We start from the raw sequence: 21,968 nt of genomic DNA on the forward strand, positions 1-21,968 counted from the left end.
TGATCGATGCCTCAACATGCCGCCGAGCTGTGCTGCCAAGCTCTATATGACCCAGATCACACGACTCACCCTGAAGCCTCACGGAGAGCTTTGACCTGGCCGAACGTGTGTCGAACGGCATCTAGTCAGAAGAATTATGACTACCGGTAACCTCTAGATCGCAAAACTGGCATTGACCGCTTGATGCTTGTAGCTGATGATCGCGGCTGTTCGTCTCTATTTTCACCTTATGGGCGGGTGGTCTGATTCGTGCCGCACGCTCCCTGCGTTGATGGAGGGTGCGGCCGTGCCGGTTTCGCATGTTCACATGGAACGTTTCAGTTGGTGGCGCAAAAGAGGGCTAGGCGCGGGCGCGGCCATAACCGTCACCCTTAGCGTTTTCGTTGCTGGTATCGGTGTTCCAGACGGGCTGGTACGGCAGGCCGCCGCCGAGGCGCCGTCGCCACAGACCGAGCGGAGCGTTGAGGGACGACCCGTAGCGTCCAAGCCGATCGCCAAGGGCGCGGAAGATCTACAGGCCCCAATGAAGGTATCCAAGCCGGTGTGGCCGAAACCTGGTGCCGGCCAGGTCGATCTTTCCAAGAGTGATGACGCCGTTGCTGTTGCCGGCCTGCCAATCTCGGTGGCTCCGGTTCCAGCGGCGGCCGGACAACCCGAAACGAAATCGACCTCGTCACCCGAGTCGTCAAAGACGTCGCCGTCGTCTGTTCGAGTGGAGACATTTGATAACGCGGTGGCTCGGCGACTGGGCGGGTTAGGGGTCGCAGTCCGGCTTACACGGACTGATGGAGGCAGCACTGAGGCTCCTGCCAAGGTCACTTTGAACTACTCCTCATTCCGCAGTGCGTACGGGGGAGGTTTCGCCTCGCGTCTCACTTTGCTGCAAGTGCCCGTGTGCATGGTCGACGTCACGCCGTCGCAGCAGTGTGTAGCGCAGACCGAAGCGAAGCTGCGGCAACTACCGGTGGTTAATGATGTAGCTCATAGCACGTTGAGTGCCATTTTGGACGCTGGTCCGGCACCTGGCGCTCACTCAGGCTCAGATAATGCGTCGGTGTACACGCTGGCCAGTTCGGCATCCGCAACCTCGACTGCGGACGGGACCGGATCGTTCGCCGCAACTGATCTCAAGCCGTCTGGCACATGGCAGGTGGGGCTTTCCGGGGGAGATTTCTCGTACAACTATCCCATTCCCGTGCCTATGGCGCCAGGCGGCAAGTCTCCAGAGTTGGCGCTGTCGTATTCATCGTCATCGGTGGATTCCCTGGCGAGCTGGACCAATAATCAGGCCGGTTGGGTAGGGCTTGGATGGGAGCTGTCGGGCGGCTTCATTGAGCGGCACTATGCCTCGTGCAGGCTCAACGGATCAATGTATGGGCCCCGGCAGCTGTGCTGGGATTCCAATGATGACCTCACATTGTCGGTCGGGGGCCGTTCGTCCCGCATTGTCAAGGACAAGCAGTCAGGGGCGTGGAAGACCGTCGAGGACTACGGCTGGAAAATACAGCAGATCAGCTCTGGTTCCGACCCTGGACAGTCGTACTGGAATGTGACCACCCAAGATGGCACTACCTACCGCTTCGGCTTTCATCGAGACTCGTCGCTTCAGGTGCCCTTCCTAGGACCACTTCCTGGAGACCCGTGCCACGAGAAGTATGGGTTGTCGTACCCGGTCGGTGGCGGCCCCTCAGTCAGATTCTGCTACGCGCCGTGGCGGTGGATGCTGGATGAGGAAATCGATCCTAAAGGCAATGTCACCGACTACTCATACACGCGGGAAGAGAATCACTACTGCATTTCGCCGACTTCTTGCCGAAACTCGGGCTGGAGCCTGCTTTATGACAGAGGTGGATATTTCGCCCAGATCACCTACGGCAGCAATCAAAAAGTTGCCGGTTCTACTCCCGTCTCGCGCATCGTGTTTAATGCGGTCGATCGAAACGCGGCCCCCCTGGGGCCGAGCAGCGATTATCCCTTGGATTATCTATGTAGTGATCCCGCATCCATCGACAGTTGCCCGGTCGCTGATGGTCCGACCTTCTTCATTACTAGCCGTCTCGATGGAGTAATTACGCAGACGTGGAACTCGACAGCTGCCAGATGGGATGACGTAAGCCGGTTTGAGCTCGGCTATAAATGGGTGAACACATACCCCTTGCCGGGAGGGGATGGTCCAGTGCTATGGCTCGATAGTATCCGGACTGTCGGCCTTTCCGGTGGTGGCCCGGATATCACTATGCCGCCAACACAGTTCGACGCAACCATGCTCATCAATAGCGATTACTTCTCATACCCTCGGATCTCTGCCATTGGCAATGGTCTGGGCGGTCGGACTGAAATTACGTACGATCGGCCGACGGGGTGCGGGTTATCGAGTGAATCCCGTGCGGTTGATCGGGATGATGAGGGCTTCGACTGCTACTGGGCCTATAGCGGCATCTATCAAGATGAGTACGCTAAATGGCATGTCCAAGGGAACGTGTATAACAAGTGGCTCGTCACGCAGATAACAGAGAAAGATCTGGTCACCGCTTCACCAGATGTGGTAACCAAATATGAGTACTTAGGAGTCCCGGCCTGGGCGCGAGCTGCGAAATTTGATGAAGAAACCGGCGACTACGACGTACCGGCTGTCACCTGTGGGGGAAGCGGAGTAGGCGCCATACCGTGCACCATCGCCACCGAGGACTGGACTGAATGGCGAGGTTATCCGACGGTTCGTGTGATTAAGGGCAGCGGAACGGATCCAGCCGGGTACAGTGTCACCAGCTCTACCTTCTACCGCGGCCTGTACGAAGACCTTCTCAATACGGGCACACCGAAACACACTGAGATTGCCGACTTCGACGGTAATACTTATAACGACCTTCGCGTACTGGCTGGCCGTACGCTGCAGGAGCAGACCTGGAGTCGCGCCCAGATAAAGTCTCCAGTTTACGCATGTACATATCCTGCATGGAATTCCAGCAGTACATATAAGAAGTACGACAAAATTTCATACAACAATCAGCAGTGGCAATGGTTTCTGGACGTCTCGGGGAATGCGACGCCCGGCTACTCGCAAGGCCTGTCGACCTGGCAATTGCTTGGCAAATGCCCGCTGGCCTCACCCGAGTCGAACGGATACGTCGAGCAGGCGGGCACCCGCACCGAGTACGTCCGGAACAGCACCGGAGACGGTCCCGGCATCGCTGATCCGCTAATGATCAACGTCTCTCGGCAGGTGGCCCGGGACAAGGTGTCTTCCGGTTGGCGCTACACCGAGACCGCTACGGCCTACAACGCCGACGGGTTGCCGATCAAGGTCAACGACTACGGTGAGCGAGGCGTCGCTGCCGACAACACCTGTATGTCGACAAGCTACGCGCGTAACACGGCGGCCTGGATGATCGACTATGTCGCGTCGGAAGAACGGCGCGCGGGAGATGACTGCACCGCAGGGCAGCTGCTGAACCGTTCGATCACCTTGTACGACGGGTCGACCGACCCAGCCACTAACACACCAACCCGGGGCAACATCACCCAATCCCGGGATTACGACACGGCGACGACCTACAGCACAACGAAATCCACCTATGACGATTACGGCCGACCGCTGACCTCGACTAACCCGCTGGGGAAGACGACCACCACGAGCTACACCCCCGCAGTGGGCTGGCCGTCGGGTGGGGTAACCGTCACCAACCCTCTCGGTCACACGGCGACGACATGGTCTTCACCGATAGGCGGTGTGGTTGGTGTCCGGGACGCCAACGGCCACGACACCAACATCGACTACGACGCCCTCGGCCGGGCTACCACCTTGTGGACACCGGCGCAGCCGAAGACTGGCGACACGCCGGCGGCGACCATCAGCTACACCATTCCGTTCGACGGCAACATGGGACAGCCGACCGCCCCGGCCCGCACCACGACGAATCGCTTGCAGTCCGGCAACGGCGCGACGGCAAAGTGGATCTCGACCTCCAGCTACATCGACGGTCTTGGACGTCGCCGCGAGGTGCAGGCGCCCTCACCCGCCGGCGGCCGCATCGTTACAGCCACCGCCTACGACCCGCGGGGCGGGATCGCGTCGGTGTCGGCACCGTTCTACAACGCCTCCGCCCCAGGATCGGGTCTGCTGAATGCGGCGTGGACCTCGCTGCCGCAGTGGTCGACGACTGTCTACGACGGCTTGCAGCGCCCGGTCGCGCAGATCGACAAATCGCTTTCCAGTGAGCTGCGCCGGACCACCGCAACGTACTTCGGCGAGCGGACCGAGATTCAGCCGCCTGTGGGTGGCAAGACGGTGACCTATACCGACGTCGATGACCGTCCGACCAAGGTCGAACAGTGGTCGGACAGCAGTAGCCACACCGATACCACATACAGCTACGACACCAGCGACCAACTGATCAAGATGGTCGACGCCAATGGCAGCGCCCGGACCTTCACCTACGACCTGCTCGGCCGTCGGCTCACCACCCACGACCCGGACAGCGGGGACAGCCAGTCGAGCTACGATCCGGCTGGACGGGTGAGTTGGACGCTCGACGGCAAGAGCCAGAAGATCTCTTACACCTACGATGACCTCGGGCGTAAGACGGCGCAATGGGCGGGAGACGCCGACACTGGGACCAAGCTGGCCGGGTGGGTGTACGACACCCTCGCCAAGGGACAGGTGACCTCCTCCACCCGTTTCATGGGCGGCCAGGCCTACACCACCACGGTCACCGGCTACGACACCCTCGAACGGCCGACTGGGTCCACCGTGTCGATCCCCTCGGTGACCGGCATAGAAGCGCTGGCCGATGACTACACCTTCACCTACGGCTACAACACCGCAGGCGATCAGTCCGACATCACCATGCCGGCCGTCGCCGGGTTGCCCACCGAGAAGGTCACCTCCACCTTTACCGATCAGGGGTACGCCTACGGGTTGACCTCCGACTTGGCCGGCGGCACCACCTACGTCAAGAGCACCGGCTACTCGCCGACCGGGCTGCTGGCCAACCGATCTTACGGGCCGAATGCGCAAGTCAAACGCAACCTGTCCTGGGACAGCAACACTGGCCGGCTCACCAACGTCACCACATTGGCCAAGGCCGACACCGCCAGCCCCGTCACCGCGCAGAACGACGACTACTTCTACAACGTCGACGACACCATCAACCGTGTCCTAGACAAGGCCTCAGCTGTCAGCGGAGTCACCGCCGGGCAGGCGGAATGCTTTGCCTACGACGGTTTGCATCGTCTGTCGGCGGCCTGGACCACCACCGCCGCCACCTGCGGAACCACAGCCGCCTCCGGCGACGGCAAGGGTATCGACCCCTACGCCGAGTCCTACGCCTACGACGCCGTCGGCAACCTGACCACCCTCACCCGGAACGGGCAGGCCGCCAGCTACCACTACCCCGCCGCAGGCGCCTCCGCGGTCCGGCCCAACGCGGTCACCTCCATCGATCGGCCCACCGGGACCGACAGCTACACCTACGACAACGCCGGCCAGATGAGCGGCCGCACTGTCGCTGGCAAGCAGTCGACCTTCACCTGGGACGAACTCGGCGAGCTCACCAAAGCCACCGTCGATGGCAGCGACACCACCATGGTGTACGACGCCGACGGCAACCGCCTCATCCGTCGCGACCCGGCCAAGACCGTCCTCTACCTCGGCCCGATGGAGGTCGAGCTCACCGGCGGGGCGAAAACGGCGAAACGCTACTACACCGCCCCCGACGGCTCCACCGTGGCAATGCGCACCACGACCGGCCTCACCTGGCTCGCCTCCGGTCTCCATGGCTCCGAACAACTAGCGATCAGCGACGCCACTGGACAGGTCAGCCGGGAACGTTATCTCCCCTTCGGCCAGCGGCGCGGCACCGACGACCTGCCGTTCACCGATCATGGATTCCTCGGCAAGGTCGAAGACGACACCACCGGCCTCGACTACCTGTCCGCACGCTACTACGACCCCTCTATCGGCAAGTTCATCTCCACCGACCCCCTTCTCGTCCTCAGCAATCCCCAATGGGCCAACCCCTACAGCTACGCCGGCGACAACCCCATCGGGCTGTCCGACTCTACGGGACTCCTACCGGAGGACTACGCCTACAGCCAGAACGGTGGCAGAGCGGGATGGGAGGAAGACAAGCAAGCCGTCAAACATCACCGGAAGCTCAAGAAACACGCTTCGTACCCGCAATCGGTGCAAGGGCATGAGTTCGGCTACTGCAATGCCCACTGCAAGCAGGTCGTCAAGCAGAACCAGCAACACGAGCAGGAACTTGCAGCAGCCCAAAAGACTAAGAACAACCATCCTTCCTGCGATAGCGGCGGCGGTTACCCGGCCAGCTGCAGCATCAGTAAGCAGCAATGCAAGGGCGTCCTTCAGTGCGGGATCGTATTCGGCATGGCTGCAGGCGCGGGTGTAGTCGTACTAGCGCCCGTAGCAGTGGGGCTGGCACCAGAGGCAGCGATAGGGGCTGTTGCAGCGGGAGCCGGTGAAGCCGGCGCTGAGGCAGCCGCTGGGGCCGAGGCCGCGACAGGGGCCGAAGCCGGTGCGGAAGCAGCTGATGTTGCAAACACGTTTCCCAGACCACCCAAGCCTGGAGATCCTAAAACTGTGGCAGTTCTCAAGCCGCCTGGTGGAGCACCTATCCAAGGACGTAGTGGGTTCGGGGAAGTCCAGAGTCCGGCCGTCAGGAAAGCTCTGGATGAGATCCCAGAAAGCGTGCGGCCACAGTTTCATGGGAAGTGCGCGGAAATTCACTGTCTAGATCAGGCGGCTAGTCGGGGGGTGAATGTGAGAGGGGGGACGATATCGACAGCGAAAGTCCGAGGTCTGAACTCGTCTCAACATGGCAAACCTATGCCCTTATGCCCTACCTGCACTGGTGTGCTTCGCAGGTTTGGCGTAATATACGTGGAGTAGTTAGAATAGCGGGCATCCGTTAAGAAGTGGGGTTTTTATGGATAATGAGCATATTGTTCGCAATGCTGCTCACTACGCCTCCTTGTCTGTAAACGCCAGACTTGGAGCGGCGTTGAGAACGCTGGCGGCGTGGCTTGACGGCGTCAAGATTCGCGACACCGACCTAGATGATCTAATGGAGCACCTATGGCAATGGCCAACAGTCACTGTCGAGAACTTCGATTCATGGGAAGCTTCTGCGCCAAGCCTCACGAGTGTTGGTCTCGGTGGCGAAATGCCAGTGGGGCTTATCGATAAAAGCAATGCACGGTCCATACCTCCCGAAGATCTATATAATCTTATATGTCATACTGTGGAGATGGTGTATGACAATATTTATGGCGCCGTCGACAACGAAGCTACCCTCGATCATCTACTTCAGATTGAGCTGATAGCACTCAGATACGGTCTCGCCGTCCCTAGCGCATCGTTCTTCGCTGATTCCCCTTACGATGAAACGGGGTGGGGGCCGCGACCAGGAGTAGAGCAGTTACATCAATGGCGATTCGCCGATATAAGGAATGGATAGATTTGTGCTATTGAGGAACATGTCATTCGTTGATTGCATGTAATGCAATAAAACCATGCACTTATTGGAAACGTAATGTGAGTATTTTGCTAGCAAGATATTTTCTCGGGGAAGTGTTCTTGTTTCAGCCACTCTGTCCCCTCATCCTGCTACAGCGCTGGAACAGTCCGCGTTGCACTCTCCGTTGTGGCATGGGACCGTTGTTGATCAGTCAGTCGGTGGCGGGGCTGCCCAGCTTGGCGTATTGAGGAGACAGCACGGCTGCCGCCTGCCTGCCAGCCGGACCGCTCAGTGCGAGGGAGCCCTGCAGCCACGCCCGATCCCCCTGGTCGAACATGCCGCCACCGTTCAGCAGGGGGTCCAGTTCCTGCTTGCTGAGAGCGCGGGCCAGCGGCAGCGTCGCCCTGCCGAGGGGATCGGAGTCGTAGGGGTAGGCCCCCCAGGCCGCGGCCTCCTGCTCAGTGGGCGTGATCCAGAAGTCCGACAGCAGGGACGAGAGCACTGGGCGGATGTCCTCACCCACGTGGGACAGAGAAAGCGCTGAGCAGAAGGCGTAGATCGCAGCGCGATAGACATCGAATCCCCAGGCGGAAACCGGGGCATTGGTGTTCTCGAGCACAGCCTCGATTCGTCCTGACTCCGTACGCCGGTAGCCGGAGACGATGGCGTGGTCGGCCATGCAGAACGTCTCCACGATGTAGGGCACATCGGGAACTCGCCACTGCACCCCCGGCTCCGCAACGGTGTTGTACATGTACGCGGTGATGAGCTTGGGGTCGGTCCACCCGGATGCGCGCGGCTCGTGTCCCCAGAAGAAGGTCTGAGGCACAGGCAGGTCGACGGACGTGAGGACCGAGTACAGGGCGCCGATCATCCGTCCGGTCCAGCCGGCATCGACAAGGCCCGTACTTTCCGAGGCGATGCCTTCCTGGATGGCGTAGTCGCGTACGAGTTGCCGCATCCGCTCAATGCGTGGCCGCATCGCCTCCGCGACCTCAGGCGTCGCCACGAACCGCCGCAACGCCGCGTTCTGCTCCGGGTCGTCCGCGCGGGCCGACGGCGAGAGCGAGGCACCGGCGGCGGCCAACGTCCCCGTCCATTCGTCGATGTCGAGGCCGAGGCGGGCACATACATCAGCTGCATTGGAGCGCATGAAGCTGTTGAACAGCCAGTCGGCCTTCTCCAACTCATACGGGTCGGAGGCGGCCAGGCTCCACGTGCGGCGGCTGCTGTACACATAATCCATGGAAAGTTGCACCCCCAGCCGAGGAGCCAGGCGCAGGGCGATCTCGGAGAAGACCTGGGCATCCCGGGACAGGAAGCACAACCGATTCAGACGGCGGGCCTGTGCCGTGCGGAGCAGCCAGATGACGTAGCCAACCAGGACGGGCGCGGCGACCCCGGCTGCGATGTCGCGGATCGCCTTCTCATGTGACGTAGACGCGGGGACGGTGGCGCGGGCCTGCGCCGAGGCCACGGCCATGGCGGCGGCGAGCCCGTCGTGACCGGCCAGGGTCTGTTCATACCGGGTGACTTCCACTGCTTCTCCTCCTCGCCTGCCACAGAGCCACACCCGCAGATCACCATGATGTGAGCCAGAGCCCGACCTCTTCGTCGGTACGGGCGCCACAATCGCGGCAGAGCTGTGCAGCCCGCTGCCGCAGGTCACGCCACGCTTCCTCATCGCCTCTCCCGTGATGAACCGCCGCCTCCTCGGCCATCGTCCGGGCAGACCAGGCACGGTCGCCGAGCGACTCGTAAATCGTCCGCGCCTCCTGATACGCCTCGATGGCCTGCTGCCAATGCCCCTGTCCGGCATGAAACAGGCCGAAGGTGCGCAGCACACGGGCCTGACCGGGGCGGTCGTCGATCTCCTGCAGGATGTCGGAGGCTGCATTAAGGTGAGCGCCCGCCTCCTCCCAGCGCCCGGCGTGCCGAATTGTGTCGGCAATGCTCATTCGGGAGCGGGCCTGCCAACGGCGATCCCCCAGCTCCTGGAACCGCTCAAGGGCGTCCTCCAGGCACTCCATCGCTGCCTCATAGTCACCGGCGCGCCGGTAGGCGTCCCCCTTGTTCCGCAGTGCGACGGCGACACCACGCCGGTCCACAAGCTCCTCGAAGATCTCCTGCGCCTCGTCCAACGCTTCAATCGCCTGGTTGGTACGGCCCATGTTGCGCCACAGGACGCCCAGTTGGCGCAGAGTTCGTGCCTCCCAGCGGCGATCGCCGAACTCGCGGATCACGCCCAGGCCGTTGAGGTAGAGGCGCTCCGCCTCTCCGTACAGGCATTGATCCCGGTAGACGATGCCGAACCGTACCCGGGCGCGAGCAGACTCCAGCCGGTCACCGAGTTTGTCGAAGATCTGGAGGCACTCGGTGAAACTGTCCGTCGCCTCCTGCCACTTGCTCTGTCCACGCTGCAGGTCACCAAGGCCGTTGAGCGCCCAGGCGACGTACCGCGGGATGCCGCGTCGGCGGAACACGTCCAATCCCTGCGTGAAGCAGCGCACCCCCTGTTCGAGACGGCCCGTGTAGCGGTAGGTGTCGCCCAGCATGCTCAAGGCGACGGCCTTCCTGAGCTCGTCACCTATCTCCTCCGCAATCTCGGCCGATAGGCGCAGATGCCGTTCGGCGGAGACGTAGTCGCCCTGCGCTCGGTAAATAGCTCCCATCTGGCAGCGAATCTCGGCTTCGCCCTCGCGGCTGCCGTCTCGCTGCGCGGCGTCCAACCCGATCTGGTGGGCGCGCATCCAGCTGGACCAGTCGGACGGCCAGAGTGACGTAGCGGGAAGCGCCCTGGTCAACCGCCAGGCAGACCGCCAGTGCTCCGCCTCGCCGGCGAGTTCAACACCGAGAAGAAACGTAGTCTCATGGGTGAGGAAGTATTCGCGAGGATCATGCTGGATCGCTCGAAGCAGCACCGGGTCCACGCGCATCGGCTCGCCGTATCCACCTGGCTCGAGCAATACCGAGACGTTGGTCGCCAATGCGATGTAGAGCTCCAGCAGCCAAGCCAGCGCCTCGTCACGGCCCGCCTCGTTCTCCTCTTCCGCCAGCCGTTCGCGAGCGAACACGCGCAACAGGTCATGGAAGCGATAGCGCCGAATCCCTGTCCGGTCCTCGCCGCCGATCTCGATCAGCTCGGCATCGACCAGGTGTTCCAGCATCTCCTCAGCCGCATGCAGTGACATGCCAGCTAGCGCGGCCAGCGTCCAGGCGGAGAAGTCAGCGGCCTTCGGTAGACCGAGTAACCGGAACGCCCGCCTGAGTTCCTCGTCGCACCCCTGGTAGCTAAGTGCGAAGTTCGCACGCACTTCGAGATCACCGACTTTGAGTAGATCCAATCGGTGCTGCTCGTCCTGGAGCCGTACGGCGAAGCCGGCGAGCCGGTCGGTCTGGCGGGATGCCAGCCGGGCTCCCGCGATGCGGAGCGCGAGTGGTAGCCGTCCGCACAGTCGCACGATCTCGCGCGCGGCCTCGTGTTCGGCGGCCACCCGTGCCTTGCCGACGATGTGCCGGAGTAGATCTAAGGCCTGCTCGTGGGTCATGACGTCGAGGGGGTGAATGTGCGCTCCGGACAGCGCAGCCAGCCGGGACCGGCTCGTGATCAGTACGGCGCAGCTCGCGCTTCCCGGGAGCAGTGGGCGTATCTGCTGCTCGTTGAGCGCATTGTCCAGCAGGAGAAGGATGCGCCGGTCGGCAAGCTGGGCCCGGTACATCCGCGCCCTGTCCTCCAGGTGCTCAGGGATGCTCTCGGAGTCGACGCCCAGCTCGCGTAGGAACCGGCCGAGGACCTCAGCGGGATCGAGAACTTGAGCCTCAGCGCCACGGAGGTTCACATACAACTGCCCGTCAGGAAACTGGTCGCGAACGCGGTGTGCGACGTGCAGCGCGAGCGTGGTCTTGCCGACGCCACCCTTGCCGGAGAGGGCGGTCACGACAACCGCCGTGTCGGCCCTACGAGAGATAAGCAGCCGAGCGAGCTCTGCGGCGTCCTCTGCCCGACCTGTGAAGTCTTCGATGTCGGGCGGAAGCTGGTACAGCCGTCCTGTCTGGGGAAGGTGCATGCCGTTCGCTGCCGGTATCTCCTGGCGCTGCTTTGCAACCTGGTCTTTCACCTGCCAGAAGGCGATGCCACCAGACAGCATCGACGCCACCATGGCGAAGATGAACTGCTCCTGCCCTAGACCCCCGCCATCGTTGACCCCGGCCACGATGCCCGCGAAGACCGCCACTGCGGTGACCAGGGCGGCGATAAGGGGGATGACATGCCGAAAACGCTGGGTCGAAGTCAACAGGCCGACCTCTCCCGGCCGGTTGTGCCATCCAAGCGAATCACGGGGTTCGGCTCTCTTGTCGATCTCTGGTCTTCCGCATCTTACGGAGGATCGACCTGATATCAACAGGCACTTACCGGTTCCCTGGCGTCACAGCCGTGGCACCTGATTCCAGCGGTGGCTGGGTGATGACCTCGCATCTTCTTATTTGGTGTCCTACCTTAATTGAGGAATCGGTTGCGATTGAGCCCTGATTCTGTGTACGCCACGGACTAGGCAAACTGACGGTGGTCAGCGAGCGATTAAAGCTGGTCGTGGTGTCACTGCAGGTGAGGGGCGACCGAGGCAACGTGACGTGGAAGGCGACGAGTAGGTCAGGGCGCCCAGGGATGTGTACGCCTCAGGAAATATCCATACACGTATCAAATCGACGGAAGCGCTCGGGTAGCCGTTTCCGTCGCAAAGTCATCGATTCGCTCCACCAGCTGGCCTGCCTGCGAAGCAGGAACGGAAGCAAGAGAGTTACGGACATGCATAACGCGCTTTATAAGCCCTTCCACACGCCGATCCGCCTGTAGGGCAAAAACAGGAGACAGCGCATCGCCTGCTCCGTCAACGTCGCTGGCAAGCAATCGCGCTGCAGCCAGATCGACGGAAGCGCTCGCCTCCGCGGCGTACCAGCGCTGCTCCTCGGACACGTCACGGTAGAGCTGGAGTGCCCGCTCGCACTCGGCTTCGGCCTCCGCTGCCATGCCCGCGCTCAAGTAGGCCGAGCCAGCGCAGAAAGCTTGCCGCGCCTCGTCGAAGCTGAACTCGCCGCCCACGTCGTCGTGCAGTTCCCCGCGCGGCCCCCGCGCCTCTTGGGCGGCAAGGATGGCGTCGCGAGTGCTATCGGAATCGCCGAGGAGAGCGGATGCACGCGCGGCGATGCTGAGCAGCCGAACCCGGGTCGTGCCAGCAGGCGCGATCGCCAGCCCTCGCTCAACCAGCCGGAGCGCCTGAGCGGGGCGACCGGCCCAGAACTCTACGCATGCCAGCAGCCCGTCGGCCCACGCTGACAACTCGTTGTGGCCGATGACCTCCCCATACACGCGGGCCGCCCTCGCCTGCTCCGCTGCGGCGTACGGGTAGCCAAGGTCGAAGCTCGCGCTGCCCAGCAGCCCGCAGACCTGTCCGACCGCCAAGTACAGGTCGTGCTGCTGTCCTGGATTCCGCGTGCGCTCCAGCAGGCGATACGTGCGGTTGCGAACGCGGGTCAGCTCCCCGAAGAGCGGAAGCGGCGGCGCATGCACGTACGCGCGGGCAAGACGGATGATGTCGTCGCCGAGCTGCTCCAGCGCGTTCGGTCCGATGGCTGCGGCCTCGATCTCTGCGGCGTGGTCGCTGGATTCGCTGGCGGCGCTCATGATCAGTTCCCGTTCCGTCGTGGGGACCGGAGTCTTCACGCCCGGCGAGTAATCGCTGGCGAAGCCGAGCTCCACCGGGCCGGTCCGGAAGAGGCGGCACAGCAGGTCCAGATAGTCCGCGCCCGGCCGGTGCCCGCTCTCCCAGTCAAGCCAGGATCGCTTGGTCAGCCCTCGTGCGCCAAGCCCCTGCTCGTCGCACATTCGATGCAGCGCCTGGACGGCCTTCTCCGCGCTGTTCCATCCATGCGCCAGCCGGAAGCACTTGAGCGGATGGTGGCCGCAACACTGAGCGATCTCCACCGCGATCGCCGATAGCACGGCAAGCGAGGGAGGTTCGGTGGCCTGGAGGAGCCGGAGCATGCGAATGCGCTGGGCGCACTCGCCATCGTGCACAGGCCTGGCCATCTCGGAGCCTCCCACGCAAGGTCCACTCCAACGCTACGTCACGAGTGGTGCACCCGCAGCTACTCGTACGGCGTCCACCGGTGCTGGCTACTGGAATCGCGGAGGCTGGCGATTCTCCTGCCGACCTCATCCGCGATGGATGGCCGACTGGACAGAGCCGGCAGTGCTCCTGTCAGCATGATGAGCTCCCGGGCCTGGCGGAGCAGGGAGAATCCCTCTGCTGCCGTGGCGTCGAACCCGTACGCCGCGAGGAACTTCTCAGCCGAAGGGTGGCCGAAGCGGAGGCCGTTCACGACTGTGGGCACCAGGTCCCACTCCAGGGGCCCGTGACACATCTGGTCGAGGTCGCACAACACGACTTCCTCGCCGCGCCAGAGCAGGTTGCCCGCCCAAGCGTCGCCGTGGATGAGCCCGTATGGCAGGCGGTACCGATTCGAAGGAAGGTTCCGATCGAGGCGGTCGCACCATCCCAGCAGGAATTCGCGGTCAGCGTCCGGTAGTACCCCGGTGGCCAGATGGAGGTTGCTACGGGCGTCCGCCACGGGATCCCACGGCGGCAGCGGGAAGGGCGGCAACTCCTCATGCAGGTGCCGGAGGAGCGGCGCGAGCCGTACGACGGAGGGCGCATCGCGTGGCTGAGGAAGGTACTCCCAGAAGGTGGCGACAGCGCCGTCCACCAAAACGGCCTCGGGAACATCCCGATGTACACGCACTGCCGGAAAGCCGATGCTTTCGAGCCAGTGCGCCATCCGGATCGCCCACCGCGCTTTGGCCGCCGTCCTCGCGGACGCGATGCGCACCACAGCGTCGGTCCGGGGAAGGTGGAAGACCGTGTTGGCGCATACCCGAATCAACCGTGCGTCTCGGCAGTCGATCCCTGCCGCGTGGCAGAGGTCGAGCAGGGTGCGGTCCTCTGAAAGCACGGTTGTCACGGTGCCAGCTCCCGTCCAGGAGCGAAAGCGCCGAACTCCTCGATGCGCTCGACGAGGGCTTGCGCGTGGGGGCACCCGCGAAATCGCGGCTCGGCTGTCACCCAGCCGCGTACGCGTTGCAGACGCTGGGCCAGGCCGTCGATACGCTGCCGCTCCGGCAGGGCAAGCACGTTGGTTAACACGCTCGTCGCAGCCTCCAAATCGCCCTTCAGGAGGTGGCCAACGGTGAGATCTGAGTACGCGATCGCCTCGTTTCCGTAGGCGCGAAGATGGGGCGGGCCTGCTCGATAAAGAGAAATGGCCTGGTCAGCGCAGGTGATAGCAGCGTCCGCATGGCGTAGATGCACATACGCGCCCGCGGCGAGATAGAAGTGCTTAGCCATGTCGAAGTGGAACTCTCCACCGACACCGTCGTGGATCTCGTCGTAGTCCCCCTTGCGATCCCAAGCGCCGCCGACAGCCCGAAGGGTTTGGGCCTCCGCCCCCATTGCCGCCGATGCCAGCGCTTCGATGCTGGCGAGACGCGCGAACGCGGTACGGCTGGGTGCGTAGCGCTGTCCGTCGCGAGCTAAATCTCCAGCGATGGCCGCGCAGCCGTTCCAATAAGAGATCATCGCCTGGAGTCCCCGTACCCATGCCCGCAGCGGATGGTGGTCGATGACGGATGCATAGGTCCATGCCGCTTTCGCCTGGGTCATCGCCGCGGCCCGGTCTCCCATGTCGAGGCTCGCGTTCGCGAGTAGGCCGCACACCTGACCGGCGAACAGCATGAGCTGGGCGGCTTGGCCAGGACGAACGTGCCCGTCCAGAAGCCGGAAGATGTCGTCGCGGAGCTGAAGCATCGTGCGGAAGAGCGGTAACGGGTCGGCGTAGACGTATTCGCTCGCCAGGCGACGGATCTCGCCGTCGAGGTGCTCCAAGCTCATCGCGCTGACGTCGCTGAGATGGGCTGCGCCGGCGTGTGAAAGCGATTCCCGCGCCACGTTGATGACCACAGCCTGCTGATTGAACGGCGGTCGCGCGGGTTCACCGGCCGAACCGTACGCTCGCGCGAACCCCAGTTGCACGGGCCCGGTGAGAAAAAGGCGGCAGAGGAGATCCTGGTAGTCAGCGCTGGGAAGGTGCTCCCCTTCCCACTCGATCCAGGATCGGATGGTCAGGCCGCGTGCGCCGAGACCTTCGCGGGCGCACATCTCGTGGAATGACTCGACCGCCCTCTCGATGGTCCATCCCTTGGCGAGCCGATGTGATTTGAGCGGCGAGTGACCGCAGCAGGCACGGATCTCCTGTGCGATCACGTTCAGGGGCCTGCCCGGAGCCCCCGTCCGGATCCTCCCGGCGCATTCCAGGTCGTGACCAGGCATATGACGACGGTAGATCAGAGAGACCGACCAGGACGGTGTCTCGATGGTGTGGATCCGCCGCACTCGCGGTGAGAGTTCCCCGCACTCCGGCGCGGCTATCTCTCGCTACCAGCAGTAATCGAACCGCGACACAGTTGGAGGGCGCCAGAGATCAGCGAGGGAGGCGGGTTTGGTGACTCTAGTCGGGGAGCGGTCGATCATCATCGCCGCCTGGCCTTTGCGGGAGGACGCTCAGGCGGCGGCCCAGGCGCGACAGCTGACCCGCGGTGCGCTTGCCGTGCTCGGAATCTCCCCAGAGTCCGTGGACAACGCCGTTCTAATGGTGAGTGAACTCGTCGGCAACGCCGTGCTGTACGGAGACGCTCCCTTCGAGCTCGTGCTGCGGACCGAGCAGAGCCAGCTGTACGTGGAGATCGTCGACAGCGGCACCATCAGCCCGGTCATGCGCACGGCCGGCGTCGATGAGGAGCACGGTCGCGGACTGGGCATCGTCTTCGAGGTGTCGGGAGGCCGCTGCGGCTGCCGTCACGACGTTGCTTACTCCACCAGCCAAGCCCTGTACGGGAAGGCCGTCTGGTTCGCGATTCCCATGAGTTGTCCGATCCCTGTTCCCCGCGACTCGGGAGATCTGCCGTGACGATGGATCCGGAGCAAGCCCTTACATGTCTCCAGATGTTGGCCGCCGAGTTGGAGGGCCGCTTCTCCGCCCGAGTTCGTGTGGGTGAGGGGCGGACGCCCCGACTGCATGTGGTCAACCTTGCCGCGCCGGTCCTCACCGAAAGCGTCATCACCGCGGCCGATGGCGACGGCGAGTGGTGCTTCTTCTTTCCTTGGCCCCAGCGGATCGCCCCCGTAGGCGATCTCGCCACAGCGGCCGATCGTATCGAGCGCGTCCTCGCCGAGGTCGACCGATAAGCCGGCGCGACGGCGTGGGGCCAGAGCCCCCGTAAGGCTCCACGCCGTCCCGCCTTACCAGTTCCCTTCGCTGCTCAGGACGCCACTGTGATTAAGCTTGCTCTCTACGGAAAGCCTGGTGCCGGCAAGTCGACGCTCGCCGAGCTCCTCGGCCGAGAGTTCTCGGCCATGGGCAGACCGGTCGTCACTCTCAAGCTCGCCGCTCCGCTGTACACGCTTCAGGCCGTAATCCACGCCTTCGCCGGCCATCCATTGATCGACGTCCATCAGCAGGATGGGTTGTTGCTCAACGACCTGGCCGCTCATCTGCGCAGGATCAATCCTGCGGCGTTGACCACGCCTTTCGCCCAACGCGTCGCCCAGGCCGCCGCCCTGCACCCACACGGTGTGGCTCTCTGTGACGACATGCGGGCTCCTGACGTTGATTCGCTGCTCTCCTTGGGATTCACGCTCGTGGAGGTGTCGGCTCCTGAGGAGTTACGCCACATTCGCAAGGTGGCGCGTAGGGACCTTTCGCTGGGGTCCGATGAGCATCCGACCGAGTCCGTGCCAGCCTGTGACCCGCACTACCGAGTGGTCAACGACGGCGACGCGGAGCAGTTGCGCACTCGAGCGGCCGAGCTCGCACGCGAGATGCTCCCATGATCCTCACGGGCCCCGAGATCATCAGGCAGCGCGAAGCGGGATGTATCAGCATCGAGCCCTTCTCTTGCGAGCAGGTCAACCCGAACAGCTACAACTACCGGCTGGGGCCGGCGCTTCGCACTCACGCGGGTCCCGTGATCGATGCATTGGGCGCGCATCCCTTGGATGAGACGGCCATCCCGGCGGAAGGGATCCTGCTCCGGCCGGGATGCGTGTACCTCGGCACCACAGCCGAGCGGATCGGCAGCACTCACTATGTGCCATCACTGATCGGCCGATCCTCTCTCGGACGGCTCGGTGTGTACCTCCAGGTGTCCGCGGATCTGGGAAATCTAGGCGCGATCCACCACTGGACCTTGGAGATCGTCGTATGCCAGGCGATCCGGGTCTACGCGGGAATGACCGTCGGCCAGGTGTCCTTCTGGACCCCCTCCGGCGACAAGTGTCCCTACGACGGCCACTTCGGTGAATTCTCCGAGGCCGTCACCCCCTATCCCAGCCTGCTGACCTCAGGCTGCTGAACGCCCGAAAGGAGCCCTTTCGTTGATCCTTACTGGGCCGGAGATCGCCCGCCAGCGCGATACCGGGCGCATCACCATCGATCCCTTCTTCCCCGAGCAGGTCAACCCCAACAGCTACAACTTCCGGCTCGGCCCGGTGCTGAAGGTCTACACCGACGAGATGCTCGACGTCCGCCGTCCGAACCCGGCGCAGGAGCTCGTCATTCCAGAGACGGGCCTGATCCTCAAGCCGGATCGGATCTACCTCGGCAGTACGGTCGAGGTGATGGGCAGCGACCATTACGTCCCCGTCATCCGAGCGCGGTCAGGGGTCGCCCGCCTCGGCCTGTTCGTCCACGTGACCGCTGATCTGATCGACATCGGCTCGGTCAACCAGTGGACGCTGCAACTGCACGCCGTGCAGCCCGTCCGCATCTATCCTGGCCTGCTCATCGGCCAGGTGACCTTCTGGACGACTCAGGGCGATGTGACGCTCTACCGCGGCAAGTATCAGGGCACGAGAGGACCGCAAGAGTCCCGTATCCACGAGGACTTCCTCGCCGCAGGAACAGCAGCGTGAGGGTGGAGGAAAGCCTCGATCCGAGCGGCACCTGCCAGGACGAGGTCAGCCGCCGCCTGGTCGGCGCGGCGTACGAACTGATCGCCCGGCGCTACCTGCTCGCACGCCACCAGATCGGAGCCGCGATTCTCGACGCCGACGGCGGCGTGCATCTGGGCCTGCACCTGGACGCCATGGTCGGCCGGGCGGCGATCTGCGCCGAAGCCGTCGCTCTCGGGACCGCGCGCATGGCCACTCATACGGCCCTGGTGGCGGTCGCCGCGGTGCGTTTCCCCAAACCCACCGAGGACGGCCCTGCTCGCATCGTCCCTCCGTGCGGGCTGTGCCGTGAGCTCCTGCTCGACCACGCGCCCGATCTGTCAGTGGTGCTCACCGGCAGATGCGTTGCGCTCGCCGACCTGCTGCCTGACAAGTACGTCGGCACGAAGTGGCCGACCACCGCATCCGACTGCCCCGAGAGGAGCGTCATGGACTTCCGCACGCCTGAGGTGGACAAGCTCGCCGCCGAGGTCATCCCGGAGGAGTTCTTCGAGCTGTCCGCGGAGAAAGCCCGGGACGTGTACTTCGCCGACACTCGGATGCTGGACGGCAAGCAGCTCGCCCACAACCGGTACCGAACGAATCCCCGCTCACTGATCGACCACCTGGTGGAGCAGCTCGAGCTGTCGGGCACGGAGACGCTGCTCGACATTGGGTGCGGCAACGGTTTCGTTCTGGAGCACCTTCGCCCCCACCTTGCCGACGGCCACATCGTTGGACTGGACATCGCCCCCGGCGTCCTGCGAGCCGCCGAAGCTCGGCTCGCAGGCGTCGCGACTCCGTGTGAGTGGGTGGAGGGCAGCGCCGATGACCTGTCCCTCTTCGGCGATCACGCGTTCGAACGCGTGATCGCGACGTACATGATGCATTACGTCCCCGACATCGATCGGTGCCTCGCCGAGGTGAGGCGCGTCCTCCGTCCTGGCGGACGATTCGTGCTCACCACCGACCGCACCGACTCAATGGTGGAGATGTACGAGATGCACTTCGCCGTCCTCCGGGACATGGACGCGCCGAAGCGGCTGTTCAAGGCCACGCCCAAGGCCCGGATCTCGCTTGCCAACGGCGAAGAGTACCTACGCCGGCACTTCGCGAACGTGGAGCTGCGTACATGGCAGGACCAGCTGCGGTTCGCCAGCGCGGAGGCGTTCATGGCGTTCTACTCCGCGCACAACTACTGCTGCGCGGCATCGGAGCCCGGAGATCTCGGTGAGAACTTCTTCGAGGAGCTGCACACGCGGGCACGGGCGCGGGTCGAAGACGTCATCGCTCGCGACGGCTACTTCGCGCTGACCAAGTTCACGGGTTCCTTCATTTGCTCCTGACCTGCCTAAGGAAACGAGATCGATGAATCATTGGCTCACCACACTCAAGGGTGCGCGCGTGCTGATCACCGGCGGTGCCGGCCTGATCGGCGCGGCGCTGCGTCGGACGCTGGAGTCCGCCGGGGCATCTGTCACCGTCCTGGACGACCTCAGCGGTTACGACAGAGCGACCCTTGCCCTGCTCGGTGTGGACGAACGCGACCCACGCCTGGCGGTCGGCGACATCTGCGACGAAGACCTCGTCCGAGCTCTGGTGGGCGACAGCGACTACGTCGTCCACTCCGCCGCGTTCTCAACCGTCGCCGGCTGCACCCGGGACCTCGAAGCCGCCTTCCACTCCAACATCGCGGGTACCGAGACGGTGTTGCGCGCCGTGGCCCAGACCCGGAACGTACGCCGCTTCGCGTTCATCTCCTCGGCCCAGGTCTACGGCCACGGGACGTCGGGAACCGACGCGGTCCAGGTTTTCAGCGAGGATCAGCCCATCAGCCCGCTCAACCTCTACGCGGCGGCGAAGGCGTGGGGAGAGTGGCAAACACGGTTCCTCCTGGAGCCGGCCAAGGTCGATCACGTCGTGGTGCGCCCGTTCAGCGTGTACGGCGAGGGCCAGATTCCCAAGCCGGGCGCCTACTCATGGGTGATCGCCCAGTTCGCGATGTACGCAATGATCGGTGACCCGTTGCCGCTCAACAACGGCGGACGCCAGGTGCGCGACTTCCTCCACGTCGAAGACGCCGCGGCAGCGATCTGCCTCGCCCTGGTAGCCGAGACCGCGAGCGGCAAGACCATCAACCTCGGCACCGGCCGTATCACCTCCGTACGACGGGTCGCCGAGCTGGTCCGAACGCACTTCCTCGACGCGCAATTCCAAGACGCGCCCCGGCCCGCGCAGGATCCCCTCGGTGGATGCGCGGAGATCGCGCGCATGACCGATGCCCTGGGATGGGAACCGCAAGTCACGGTGGATACCGGCATCGCGCGCTACGTCCAGTGGCTGCGTGCCGTACCCGCCGCCATCCCAGACTGGCTCCGCGGCGAGAGCGATCGGATCGCGAGCTGGAATGCCGGCGCCGCTGCTCACACCACGGCGGAACACAGATGACGAGACCCTTGCGGGCGGCGGTCATCGGCCTCGGGTGGGCCGGGAGCGTCCACACGAGAGTCCTGCGCTCGCTGGACGGCGTCGCCCTGGTCGCTGTCGCCGACATTGATCCGGTACGGCGCGCGGCGTTCGATGGCGTCCAGGCCGTGGCCGGCCTCGAAGAGCTGCTGAGCCTGGAGCTGGACTACTGCGTCGTCGCCACGCCGACGGCCGAGCACGAGCAGATGGGGCTGGCCCTGGCGGCGGCGGGAATCCACGCACTGATCGAGAAGCCCCTCGCTGCCTCCCTGCCAGCCGCTATGCGACTGGTCGAGGCGTTCGATGACGCCGGCCTGATCGGCGCCGTCGGGCATACCGAGCGGCGCAACCCGGCAGTGAGGGAGCTCGGCCTGCGCCTGCGCGACGGAGACTTCGGTGCTGTCTACCAGGTGACGACCCGCCGCCACAGCCCGTTCCCCGACCGGATTCGCGATGTCGGCGTCGTCACCGACATCGCCATTCACGATGTCGACCTGACCATGTGGCTCACCGGGAGCCACATCACCTCTGTCGTCGGCAACATCGGCCACGTCGACGGGCGCGTCCACGAAGACCTCGCCGTCGCCGTCCTGCGCCTCAGCGGGGGCGAGATCGGCAACCTCCAGGTCAGCCGCATTTCTCCGTACAAGGAGCGGATCGTCACCGCGGGCACCGCTCAGGGCTGGGTGATGGCCGACGCCCTGACACGCACCCTCACTCACTACGCGCATGGTGAGCCTGATGTCGGCTCCTCGGTGGGCAGGGTGACGAGCCACGAGGTCCCGGGCGTCGAACCGTACCGAAGCCAGCACGAAGCCTTCCGTGATGCTCTGCTCGGCCTCCCCACTGACATCGTCACGCTTAGCGAGGGCGCTGCCGCCGTCGCGGCGACCGAGGCGATCCTAAGCGCGGCACGCACCGGCACCTGCGTGACGCCCGCCGACCACATCCTCGCCCGCCGGTGACGCTCCGGCTTCTACTC

15 protein-coding genes are annotated in these 21,968 nt (G+C 64.0%); 10 read left to right on the forward strand and 5 right to left on the reverse strand.

Annotated elements, in window-relative coordinates; genetic code table 11:
* Window positions 1-307: 307 nt before the first annotated feature.
* Window positions 308-6,910 (forward strand): RHS repeat-associated core domain-containing protein, encoded by a 6,603-nt coding sequence (locus AB0B72_RS30225; RefSeq protein WP_367742585.1) that lies wholly within the window; start codon window positions 308-310, stop codon window positions 6,908-6,910.
* A 37-nt stretch (window positions 6,911-6,947) separates the two neighbouring features.
* Window positions 6,948-7,478, forward strand: coding sequence for a hypothetical protein (locus tag AB0B72_RS30230; protein ID WP_367742587.1), 531 nt, complete (start codon window positions 6,948-6,950; stop codon window positions 7,476-7,478).
* 211 nt (window positions 7,479-7,689) lie between these two features.
* On the opposite strand, the gene AB0B72_RS30235 is transcribed toward AB0B72_RS30230, so the two are convergent.
* The 5 genes from AB0B72_RS30235 to AB0B72_RS30255 form a co-directional block, all read right to left on the reverse strand.
* On the reverse strand, window positions 7,690-9,018 hold the full coding sequence (locus AB0B72_RS30235; protein ID WP_367742588.1) for a hypothetical protein: 1,329 nt from the start codon (window positions 9,016-9,018) through the stop codon (window positions 7,690-7,692).
* A gap of 40 nt (window positions 9,019-9,058) precedes the next feature.
* Window positions 9,059-11,773 carry a tetratricopeptide repeat protein gene (locus AB0B72_RS30240; protein WP_367742589.1) on the reverse strand — a complete coding sequence of 905 codons (2,715 nt, stop codon included), beginning with the start codon at window positions 11,771-11,773 and terminating at the stop codon, window positions 9,059-9,061.
* A gap of 404 nt (window positions 11,774-12,177) precedes the next feature.
* Entirely contained in the window at window positions 12,178-13,566 is a 1,389-nt protein-coding gene (locus AB0B72_RS30245) for an XRE family transcriptional regulator (RefSeq protein ID WP_367742591.1), read from the reverse strand.
* Window positions 13,567-13,625: 59 nt separating this feature from the next.
* Entirely contained in the window at window positions 13,626-14,498 is an 873-nt protein-coding gene (locus AB0B72_RS30250; RefSeq protein WP_367742592.1) for a phosphotransferase enzyme family protein, read from the reverse strand.
* A complete protein-coding gene (locus AB0B72_RS30255; protein WP_367742593.1) occupies window positions 14,495-15,796 on the reverse strand; it encodes an XRE family transcriptional regulator in 1,302 nt (433 codons plus the stop codon). Before AB0B72_RS30255 ends, AB0B72_RS30250 begins: the two co-directional genes overlap by 4 nt.
* A 238-nt stretch (window positions 15,797-16,034) precedes the next feature.
* Between AB0B72_RS30255 and AB0B72_RS30260 the strand changes: the two genes are divergently transcribed.
* From AB0B72_RS30260 to AB0B72_RS30295, 8 genes are all read left to right on the forward strand, one after another.
* Window positions 16,035-16,499 (forward strand): ATP-binding protein, encoded by a 465-nt coding sequence (locus tag AB0B72_RS30260; protein WP_367742648.1) that lies wholly within the window; start codon window positions 16,035-16,037, stop codon window positions 16,497-16,499.
* A complete protein-coding gene (locus AB0B72_RS30265; RefSeq protein ID WP_367742594.1) occupies window positions 16,496-16,777 on the forward strand; it encodes a hypothetical protein in 282 nt (93 codons plus the stop codon). The genes AB0B72_RS30260 and AB0B72_RS30265 overlap by 4 nt, the downstream gene beginning before the upstream one ends.
* Before the next feature lie 87 nt (window positions 16,778-16,864).
* Window positions 16,865-17,422: a hypothetical protein gene (locus AB0B72_RS30270; protein WP_367742597.1), complete on the forward strand. Its 558-nt coding sequence runs from the start codon at window positions 16,865-16,867 to the stop codon at window positions 17,420-17,422.
* Entirely contained in the window at window positions 17,419-17,943 is a 525-nt protein-coding gene (locus tag AB0B72_RS30275; protein WP_367742598.1) for a hypothetical protein, read from the forward strand. Before AB0B72_RS30270 ends, AB0B72_RS30275 begins: the two co-directional genes overlap by 4 nt.
* 22 nt (window positions 17,944-17,965) lie before the next feature.
* Window positions 17,966-18,502, forward strand: a complete 537-nt coding sequence (locus tag AB0B72_RS30280) for a hypothetical protein (RefSeq protein WP_367742599.1) — start codon at window positions 17,966-17,968, stop codon at window positions 18,500-18,502.
* Window positions 18,499-19,866 carry a methyltransferase domain-containing protein gene (locus tag AB0B72_RS30285; RefSeq protein WP_367742600.1) on the forward strand — a complete coding sequence of 456 codons (1,368 nt, stop codon included), beginning with the start codon at window positions 18,499-18,501 and terminating at the stop codon, window positions 19,864-19,866. Before AB0B72_RS30280 ends, AB0B72_RS30285 begins: the two co-directional genes overlap by 4 nt.
* A 58-nt stretch (window positions 19,867-19,924) precedes the next feature.
* Window positions 19,925-20,968: an NAD-dependent epimerase/dehydratase family protein gene (locus AB0B72_RS30290; RefSeq protein ID WP_367742602.1), complete on the forward strand. Its 1,044-nt coding sequence runs from the start codon at window positions 19,925-19,927 to the stop codon at window positions 20,966-20,968.
* Window positions 20,965-21,951 (forward strand): Gfo/Idh/MocA family protein, encoded by a 987-nt coding sequence (locus AB0B72_RS30295; RefSeq protein ID WP_367742603.1) that lies wholly within the window; start codon window positions 20,965-20,967, stop codon window positions 21,949-21,951. The genes AB0B72_RS30290 and AB0B72_RS30295 overlap by 4 nt, the downstream gene beginning before the upstream one ends.
* Window positions 21,952-21,968: the final 17 nt, after the last annotated feature.

The sequence above is a fragment of the Microbispora sp. NPDC049125 genome (assembly GCF_040802045.1).
GTDB lineage: Bacteria > Actinomycetota > Actinomycetes > Streptosporangiales > Streptosporangiaceae > Microbispora.

What these genes read in the sequence shown, in the direction of transcription:
- AB0B72_RS30230 (WP_367742587.1), top strand. Translation starts at nt 6,948, where the DNA reads ATGGATAATGAGCATATTGTTCGCAATGCTGCTCACTACGCCTCCTTG.
- AB0B72_RS30245 (WP_367742591.1), bottom strand. Translation starts at nt 13,566, where the DNA reads ATGGCCAGGCCTGTGCACGATGGCGAGTGCGCCCAGCGCATTCGCATG.
- AB0B72_RS30295 (WP_367742603.1), top strand. Translation starts at nt 20,965, where the DNA reads ATGACGAGACCCTTGCGGGCGGCGGTCATCGGCCTCGGGTGGGCCGGG.
- AB0B72_RS30275 (WP_367742598.1), top strand. Translation starts at nt 17,419, where the DNA reads ATGATCCTCACGGGCCCCGAGATCATCAGGCAGCGCGAAGCGGGATGT.
- AB0B72_RS30225 (WP_367742585.1), top strand. Translation starts at nt 308, where the DNA reads ATGGAACGTTTCAGTTGGTGGCGCAAAAGAGGGCTAGGCGCGGGCGCG.